The sequence below is a fragment of the Cochleicola gelatinilyticus genome (genome assembly GCF_001637325.1).
In the GTDB taxonomy this organism is placed as follows: domain Bacteria; phylum Bacteroidota; class Bacteroidia; order Flavobacteriales; family Flavobacteriaceae; genus Cochleicola; species Cochleicola gelatinilyticus.
Window position 1 is genome coordinate 634,434 of the sequence record NZ_LRXL01000037.1, and the last position, 9,323, is coordinate 643,756.

Annotated in this window: 6 protein-coding genes and 2 tRNA genes; 3 read left to right on the forward strand and 5 right to left on the reverse strand. The window is 36.7% G+C overall.

The genetic code is table 11. The annotated features are described in order from the left end of the window. Window positions 1-247: 247 nt before the first annotated feature. Window positions 248-2,761: a DNA gyrase subunit A gene (gene gyrA / locus ULVI_RS10500; protein ID WP_068592520.1), complete on the forward strand. Its 2,514-nt coding sequence runs from the start codon at window positions 248-250 to the stop codon at window positions 2,759-2,761. A 19-nt stretch (window positions 2,762-2,780) separates the two neighbouring features. Further along, a complete protein-coding gene (locus tag ULVI_RS10505) occupies window positions 2,781-4,049 on the forward strand; it encodes a tetratricopeptide repeat protein (RefSeq protein WP_068592522.1) in 1,269 nt (422 codons plus the stop codon). A gap of 53 nt (window positions 4,050-4,102) precedes the next feature. On the opposite strand, the gene ULVI_RS10510 is transcribed toward ULVI_RS10505, so the two are convergent. Beyond that, entirely contained in the window at window positions 4,103-4,852 is a 750-nt protein-coding gene (locus ULVI_RS10510) for a C40 family peptidase (protein WP_068592525.1), read from the reverse strand. Window positions 4,853-4,871: 19 nt separating this feature from the next. Continuing rightward, complete coding sequence (locus tag ULVI_RS10515) at window positions 4,872-6,050, reverse strand: acetyl-CoA C-acyltransferase (RefSeq protein ID WP_068592526.1); 1,179 nt, start codon at window positions 6,048-6,050, stop codon at window positions 4,872-4,874. A 130-nt stretch (window positions 6,051-6,180) separates the two neighbouring features. On the opposite strand from ULVI_RS10515, the gene ULVI_RS10520 reads away from it, so the two are divergent. After that, window positions 6,181-8,226, forward strand: a complete 2,046-nt coding sequence (locus ULVI_RS10520; RefSeq protein WP_068592528.1) for an HD family phosphohydrolase — start codon at window positions 6,181-6,183, stop codon at window positions 8,224-8,226. On the opposite strand, the gene ULVI_RS10525 is transcribed toward ULVI_RS10520, so the two are convergent. The 3 genes from ULVI_RS10525 to ULVI_RS10535 all read right to left on the reverse strand — a co-directional run bounded on the left by ULVI_RS10525 (window position 8,227) and on the right by ULVI_RS10535 (window position 9,255). After that, window positions 8,227-9,036, reverse strand: a complete 810-nt coding sequence (locus ULVI_RS10525) for a Cof-type HAD-IIB family hydrolase (RefSeq protein ID WP_068592530.1) — start codon at window positions 9,034-9,036, stop codon at window positions 8,227-8,229. A gap of 45 nt (window positions 9,037-9,081) precedes the next feature. Then, window positions 9,082-9,155: transfer RNA gene (locus ULVI_RS10530), tRNA-Arg, on the reverse strand. A gap of 25 nt (window positions 9,156-9,180) precedes the next feature. Beyond that, a tRNA-Pro gene (locus tag ULVI_RS10535) sits at window positions 9,181-9,255 on the reverse strand. Between the last annotated feature and the right edge of the window lie 68 nt (window positions 9,256-9,323).

Consider the following 9,323-nt stretch of genomic DNA (forward strand, 5'->3'; position numbering starts at 1 on the left):
TGTGCGTTGTAAAATAGTAAATTTACCTTAATTAGGGCAAAAACTATTCCTCTTTCTTAACGTAAGTAGTAAAAGGACAAAAAAACTTGCATTTCACAAAATATAATGGCAGATACTTATTAACGTTTTTGGAGGCATTATTTGTTAATAAATTCGTGAATAACGCATGTAATAATGGGCTTTCAAACCTTCAAAATAGTGTATATTGCTTCATTAGATTGATAACTATAATTAAAGTATATATTTTATGGCTGAAGGTGAAAAATTGATCCCTATCAACATTGAAGATGAAATGAAATCGGCGTACATCGATTATTCAATGTCCGTCATTGTGTCACGAGCACTGCCAGATGTACGTGATGGTATGAAGCCTGTTCATAGACGGGTTTTGTTTGGAATGCACGAATTAGGAATCCGGGCAACCGGAGCTCATAAAAAATCAGCAAGAATCGTAGGTGAAGTACTGGGTAAGTATCACCCGCATGGAGATACTTCCGTGTACGATGCGATGGTGCGTATGGCACAAGAATGGAGCTTGCGATATATGTTGGTTGATGGACAAGGAAACTTTGGGTCTATCGATGGTGATAGTCCGGCAGCAATGCGTTATACAGAAGCCCGTATGCAGAAAATATCGGAAGATATGCTAGCCGATATCGATAAAGAAACCGTAGACCATCAACTTAACTTCGATGATACTTTAAAAGAACCAACAGTACTTCCTACAAGAGTACCGGGACTTTTAATTAATGGTGCCTCTGGAATTGCAGTAGGAATGGCTACCAATATGCCACCTCACAACCTTACAGAGGTAATCGATGGTACGATGGCGTATATTGATAATAATGAAATTGAGATCGATGAATTAATGCAACACATTAAAGCACCCGATTTTCCTACTGGAGGAATTATTTACGGGTACGATGGTGTTAAAGATGCATTTCATACAGGAAGAGGCCGTGTCGTGATGCGTGCGAAAGCCCGATTCGAAGAAGTTAACGGAAGAGAATGTATTATTGTTTCTGAAATTCCATATCAGGTAAATAAAGCTGATATGATTAAAAAGACTGCGGATCTTGTCAACGAAAAGAAGATTGAGGGAATCGCAAATATTCGTGATGAAAGTGATCGTAAAGGAATGCGGATTGTATACATTCTTAAAAGAGATGCCATCCCTAATATTGTACTCAATACGCTTTATAAATATACATCATTACAGTCCAGTTTTAGTGTAAATAACATTGCCTTAGTTAAGGGAAGACCTCAAATGCTTAATTTAAAGCAATTAATTCATTACTTCGTGGAACACCGCCATGAGGTGGTGGTGCGTCGTACCGAATATTTACTTCGGAAAGCAAAAGAGCGAGCTCATATTCTTGAAGGTCTTATTATTGCTTCAGATAATATTGATGAAGTAATTCGATTGATTCGGGCCTCTTCGAATGCAGATGAAGCAAGGGAAACTTTAATTAAAACGTTCGATCTTTCAGAAATACAAGCCAAAGCAATTGTTGAAATGCGACTCCGCCAATTAACAGGGTTAGAGCAAGACAAATTGCGTTCAGAGTACGACGAGTTAATGAATACGATTGCTGATTATGAAGATATTCTTGCTAGAAAAGAGCGGAGAATGGAAATTATAAAAGAAGAGTTAGCAGAAATAAAAAATAAGTATGGTGATGAACGTCGCTCTACTATTGAATATGCAGGAGGCGATGTTAGTATTACCGACCTTATTCCCGATGAGCAAGTGGTATTAACGATATCACATGCCGGATATATTAAACGTACTTCTCTTACAGAATATAAAACTCAAAATAGAGGAGGAGTAGGTCAAAAAGCATCATCAACCCGTAACGAAGATTTCTTAGAGCATATGTTTGTGGGTACCAATCACCAGTATATGTTGTTCTTTACCCAAAAAGGAAAATGTTTCTGGATGCGTGTTTTCGAAATTCCAGAAGGAAGTCGACAATCTAAAGGTAGAGCCATTCAAAACCTTATAAATATTGAGCCAGACGACAAAGTGATGGCTTTTATATGTACACAGGATCTAAAAGACGAAGAGTATGTTAATAGCCGTTACGTAATTATGGCTACTAAAAAAGGACAGGTTAAGAAAACTCCATTAGAGCAGTATTCAAGACCGAGAACCAACGGTATTAATGCTATTACAATTAAAGACAACGATGAACTACTAGAAGCGAAATTAACTCGTGGTGATAGTCAAGTAATGTTGGCGGTTCGTTCTGGTAAAGCAATTCGTTTCGAGGAAGAAAAAACTCGTCCTATGGGAAGAAACGCTTCGGGTGTAAGAGGAATTACGCTGGGAAGTGATGATGATGAGGTAGTAGGAATGATCGCTATTAACGATGAAGAATCTGATATTTTAGTAGTTTCAGAAGGCGGTTATGGAAAACGTTCTAGTATAGAAGATTATCGAATTACCAACCGTGGTGGAAAAGGAGTTAAAACTATAAATGTTACGGAAAAAACTGGTAAATTAGTGACTATCAAGAATGTAAACGATAACGATGACCTTATGATTATTAATAAATCGGGAATTGCCATTCGTATGGAAGTTGCAGATTTAAGAGTAATGGGTCGAGCTACGCAAGGTGTTAGACTAATTAAGGTTAGAGAAAACGATGCTATTGCAGCTGTTGCAAAAGTAGTTCATGAAGATGAAGAAGCGGAAGTTTTAAATGAAGATGGCACTACTCTTGATATTAACGAAGAAAACACAGAAAACAACGAATAAAAATTAAAAAACACTTGTAATGAAAAAATCAATTTTTTTAGCTGGAATGATGCTTGTTTCTACGCTAACTTTTGCACAGAAAAAAGAAATTAAGAAAGCACAAAAAGCGAATAAATCTGGAGATTATACTGAAGCGATGGCACAATTAAGTGCAGCAGAATCCATGATTGGTACTGCAGATGCAGATCTTAAGACTGAATTCTATATTGCAAAAGGAACGGCTCAACTTAATACAGCGGGAAGTAACTATGAAAAACTTCAGATGGCTGCCGACTCATTTTTGAAAGCTTCAGAAATGGATAGCGCTAATAGTTATGCTAATGAAATTTCAGAAGGGACCTTTAATCTTAAATCTAAATTAATTAATAGTGCGATTAAAGATCAAGATGCTCAACAATTTGAAGCTGCCGCAAAAAAATTATATACTGGTTATACCATTAGTAAGCAAGATACCGTGTATTTATACTATGCCGCAGGTAATGCAGTAAATGCAAAAGATTATAATACTGCTTTAACGTATTACACAAAATTGATGGACCTAGGGTACACAGGAGTAACCACCGAATTTGTAGCTACTAATAAAGAAACGGGAGAAGTAGAGCCTTTTGCTTCAGAGAATGAACGTTCTTTAATGCTGAAAACTGGACAATTTATTAAGCCTGAGACCAGAAAAACTGCGTCTAATGCAGGGGAAATACTTAAAAATGCCACCCTACTTTACCAAGAACTTGGACAAGAAGATAAGGCTATTGAGTTAATGCAAAAAGCACGTGCTGAGAACCCAGATGATATTTCGCTTATTAAAGCTGAAGCAGATATGGTTTATAAAATGGGTGATAAACAACGCTACAACGAACTTATGAACGAAGTAATGCAGGCTGAACCAGATAATCCAGATACTTTATTTAACCTAGCTGTTGGAAGTATGGAGATCGGTGATACAGAAAAAGCGATTGAGTTTTATGAAAAAGCGCTCGAAATTAAGCCAGATTATAGTGCGGCGCTAATCAATATTGCTGTAGCAAAATTATCTGCTGAAGAGGAAATTGTTAAACAAATGAATGAATTAGGAACTTCCGCTGCAGATAACAAAAAATATGATACGCTTAAACAACAGCGTAAAGACATGTATGCCGATGTTTTACCATATCTTGAGAAATCATTAGCGTTACAGCCCGATAATGTAGAAGTAGTAAGAACACTCATGAATATTTATACTCAGTTAAATATGGATGATAAGTTCAAAACAATGAAAACAAAACTTCAAGAGTTGGAAGGCGGCCAATAGGTTTCGCTTTTCTATAAACTTAAAGACCTTCAACATAACAGTTGAAGGTTTTTTTATACAATACGTTTAATTACGCGTAATTTATGTGTGTGTGTATTTGTTTCTATATTAAATATTCCTGAATGGTCTAGGCGATCTATTCGCACTTTACCGTGAGCATGAATGATGTAATGATCAGCCATGATAATTCCCACGTGAGTGATAACACCTTCTGAATTATCAAAAAAAGCAAGATCACCAGGTTCGCTCTCTTCAATAAAACTTAAAGCTTCCCCTTGTGTGGCCTGTTGACTGGCATCCCTTAATAATTTGTGGCCATTCAATTTATAAACCATTTGTGTAAACCCACTACAATCGATTCCGAAGGGCGTCTTTCCACCCCACAAGTAGGGAGAATTTAAATAGAGAAGTGCAGTGTCTAATATATGTTGCTTCGGAAAAGTTTCAGAAATAAATTTACCTTCAAAAGAATGTGACAAATAAGTAGAAGCTGAAACAGTGCTTCCTAAACAAACTGAAAGCAAATGACCTTCCGAAGTAGTAATAAAATCAACTAAATCTGAAGCTAATTTATTGCCTTGATTTATAAATAACCTATCGTCTTCTTCAGAAATAAATTGAAACTGTTTATTGTCGATCCATCCTTCATAACCATCGAAATGTAATCGAATACGACTCCACTTTTTGCGGGATTCCAATACTTTAAATTGCTCTCCATACAAGACCTGTGTAACCATTTCACTGGTGTCTGCAGCTTCGGCGCGCATAGGAACAATACTAAGAGGACAAATCCCGTATTTCATTTTTTAGGAAAAGTCTTATTTAGTTACGTTCAATTACCATAGCAGAAGCACCACCGCCACCGTTACAAATTGCTGCAGCACCTAATTTTGCGTCGTTTTGTTGTAGTACGTTCAATAATGTAATTAAAATACGTACTCCACTGCAACCTAGTGGGTGTCCTAAAGATACAGCACCTCCATTTACATTAACATTCGAATCGTTTAAACCAAGGAGTTTCATGTTTGCTAATCCAACCACCGAAAAAGCTTCATTAAATTCGAAAAAATCTACTTCCTCTTGAGATACTCCTGCTTTTGCTAATGCTTTAGGTAGTGCTTTAGATGGAGCTGTCGTAAACCATTTAGGCTCGTGGGCAGCATCCGCATATCCTTTTATAGATGCTAATGGAGTAAGTCCAAGTTCTTTTGCTTTGTCTTCGCTCATTAAGATCATTGCTCCGGCACCATCATTAATTGTAGAAGCGTTAGCAGCTGTTACAGTTCCTTCTTTAGTAAAAGCGGGACGAAGCGATGGAATTTTTTCCATTTTCACATTCTTATATTCTTCATCTTCAGAAACTACAACTGGTTCTCCGCGTCGTTGTGGTACTTCAACGGGAATCACTTCGTTTTTAAATTTTCCGTCAGCCCAAGCTTGGGCAGAACGGTTATACGATTGTATTGCAAATGCATCTTGATCTTCTCTTGAAAAATTGTGCTCTGTAGCACAAAGATCTGCACAAGTTCCCATGGCATTGTGATCGTATGCATCTACTAATCCATCTTTTTGCATTCCATCTATTAATGTAGCAGGACCAAATTTGGTTCCTTGTCTCATATGTACATAATGAGGGATATTACTCATGCTTTCCATTCCTCCAGCAACAACTACCTCGGCATCTCCTAAAGCAATAGCTTGAGCCGCGTTCATAACAGCTTTCATACCAGAAGCACACACCTTATTTATAGTCGTACAAGGAACTGTGTCTGGAATTCCTGCACTCATTGCAGCTTGTCTTGCTGGGGCTTGCCCTACACCTGCTTGTACCACATTGCCCATAAAAACCTCTTGAACTAAACTTGGATCCAAATCGATTTTATTAAGTGCTCCTTTAATGGCAGCGCTACCAAGTTGTACGGCAGTTAAAGAAGATAAACTTCCCATAAAACTTCCTATAGGGGTTCTTGCTGCAGCTACTATTACGACTTTTTTACTCATGAGATTATGATATTTGAATTTTAAAACGAATGCAAAATTACATATTTTAAAGTGAATTATCAACGATTCGAAGGGTTGGGTTTGGGAATAATGCCTCGTTTAACATACCTTTACTTTTCTAACGATTTGTATGCAACAACTCTTATTATTTTTATCTAGGAATCAATCGCTTATTTACAAAGCGTTTCTTTTTATAGCGGCAACATTTCTAATTATTTACATGCTTCCTAAGGGGGGACAGTTTAAATATAATTTTCAGAAAGGAAAGCCTTGGCAATACGAGAATCTTTACGCTCCGTTTAGTTTTACTATAAAAAAGGAAACAGAAACCCTGCAGAAAGAACAAGAAGCTATTCGCGCGAATGCTATTCCCTATTTTGATTTTGATGTAGATATTGTAACAGATTCAAGAGCTTCTTTTAATGAAATTTTAAATGAAGTTTATGTAGATAGCTTGTTTGCTATTTCTGAAACAGCCGTACAACGCATTGGTAATATAGTTATTGAAGATGTTTACACAAAAGGTGTGGTAGACGCTATTTACTCCTATTCTGGAGATCGTTTAATATATCTTAAAAAAGGAAATGAAATAGAGGAGATCACCTACACCCAATTATTTAGGTTAGAGAATTTAAAAAAACGAGTTAATACTGCAGTCACTAATAATAATGCTATTGAAGTTCGCGAATTACTTCAGAAAATTTTGGCTCGTACCATTCAACCCAATGTTTCATTGAATGTAAAACTTACAGAAGCTGCAATTGAAGCTGAAATAAATGCAATAAACCCAAATCGAGGAATCATCGAAAAAGGTGGGCGAATTGTTGCAAAGGGAGAGGTAGTAGAAGGAGATAAATTTCAAATTTTAAACTCCTTAAAGGCCGAATACCAGTCCCAGGTCTGGAGTCAGTCGAACTATTACTGGCTCATGATTGGCTACTCCATGTTAGTGATGCTTGTGTTTTTAATGTTGTTTCTTTTTCTAAAAAAATACCGCCCAGAGATCTTTTATAATAATACGAAAGTGACCTTTATTTTCTTCAATATTTTTCTCATGGTGTTTCTAACTACCATCGTAGTGAAATTAGATGCGAAATATGTGTATGTGGTTCCACTTTGTATTTTACCGCTTATTCTAAAAGCTTTTTTCGATCCCAGACTAGGACTTTTTGTTCATGTGCTTACGATTCTATTATTAGGTTTTGTAGTGCCTAATAGTTTCGAATATATGTTCCTTCAGATTATTGCAGGAATTGTAACGATTTTAACAGTTTCAGAACTATACAAACGGGCGAACTTATTTATTTCTGTAGGACAAATTACTATTATATACATCATTGGATATTTTGCCTTTTTCTTAATTCAAGAAGGAAATATACAAGTGTTGCATTGGGAAACGTTCGGGTATTTTGTGCTATCTGGACTAGCAACGCTATTTGCGCATCCGTTGATCTATTTTTACGAAAAGATCTTCGGACTCGTTTCTGATGTGTCTCTGTTAGAATTAAGTGATACGAATTCTAAATTATTGAAAGAACTTTCTAACAAAGCACCAGGAACATTTCACCACTCACTAAATGTTGCCAATTTAGCTGAGGCAGCCGCTAATGAAATTGGCGCTAATGCCATGTTAGTAAGGGTAGGGGCCTTGTATCATGATATTGGTAAGATGACAAACCCTACTTTTTTTACTGAAAATCAAGTAAACTCTATCAATTCTCATAACGAATTAGATCCTAAAGAAAGTGCGCAGATTATTATCGACCATGTAATAAACGGGGTGGAAACTGCCAGAAAAAATAACCTTCCAGATCGGGTAATCGATTTTATAAGAACCCACCACGGAACAAGTCTTGTGTATTATTTCTATAAAAGAGAAAAAGAAAAAAATGGAGAAGTGGATGAGAATGATTTCAGATATCCTGGACCAATGCCATTTTCTAAAGAAACTGCAATCCTAATGATGGCCGATAGTGTTGAGGCGGCAAGTAAAAGTTTAAAAGAGCCAACTTCTTCAAAGATTGATATGTTTGTTGAAAAGATTATTGATGGACAAATGGAGCAAGGACAATTTCTAAATGCAAATATTACGTTTAAAGAAATTCAGACTATTAAAAAGGTACTTAAAAAGAAACTGAATAATATTTATCATTTACGAGTAGAATACCCCGAATAATTACTCAAAATATTTCTGTATAGATAATGCGACGCCATCATCAATATTACTCTCGGTAATATCATTAGCTATGGCTAGCACTTCGTTTTTAGCATTTTTTACAGCCACGCCCATACCAACAGCCTTCAGCATTTCAATATCATTGTAATTATCTCCAAAGGCGATAACATGTTCTATTTTTTGGTTAGGATAACATTCTTGTAGTAATTTATAAATAGCTGTTTCTTTTGAAATCTTCTTGTTTGCAATTTCAATGTAGGTTGGTTTCGACCGGTACAAACTTAAGTCGTTAGGGAATTTTGTTTCGAGTGCGCTGTATAATGCGCTAATCTCAGATTCTTCTCCCATGCACATAATTTTATGGGCGCCTTTATTGCTATTTTTCCAATCTATAAGAGTTTCTTGTAGAGCACGCACAGTAGGGGTTACCTTGGTGTTATTTGCTTCTCGATTCGCCCAATAATCCATTTCTGGAACAAACCATTCGTCATTATGATAAAGGCTAAGATGAATGCTAGTGTTTTTACAATTTGAAACTACTTCTGAAATTATATTCACAGAGATGTCTGTACTTTCTAAAACATTGTTTCCGTCAAGAATTAATCCGCCATTGTAGGCAATTAAGGGTAAGTGTTCGATACCTAGTTCCTTTTGAAGATGCCTCATAGCTTTAGGCATTCGAGACGAAATTAGAATTATCGGAGCTGTATCTTTAATGCGTTTCAATTCTTGGATGGTGCAGGGTGAAAGTTCCCGATCTTTGTTGAGTAGTGTTCCGTCAATATCGGTGCAGATGAAGTTGTATTTCATAATCTTGTTATAAACAAAAAATCTCCTTCGAGAGGAGATTTGATGTGAGCCCGATAGGATTCGAACCTATGACCGCCTCCTTAGAAGGGAGGTGCTCTATCCAGCTGAGCTACGAGCCCGTAAAGGGTTATTAACAATAAAAAGTCGGGGTGGCAGGATTCGAACCTGCGACCTCCTGCTCCCAAAGCAGGCGCGATGACCGGGCTACGCTACACCCCGAATGGTGTATAATTAATCAGTATTTCAATATTTCCACGAGGTTAAGACAGCACTAAGCAACCATTAAG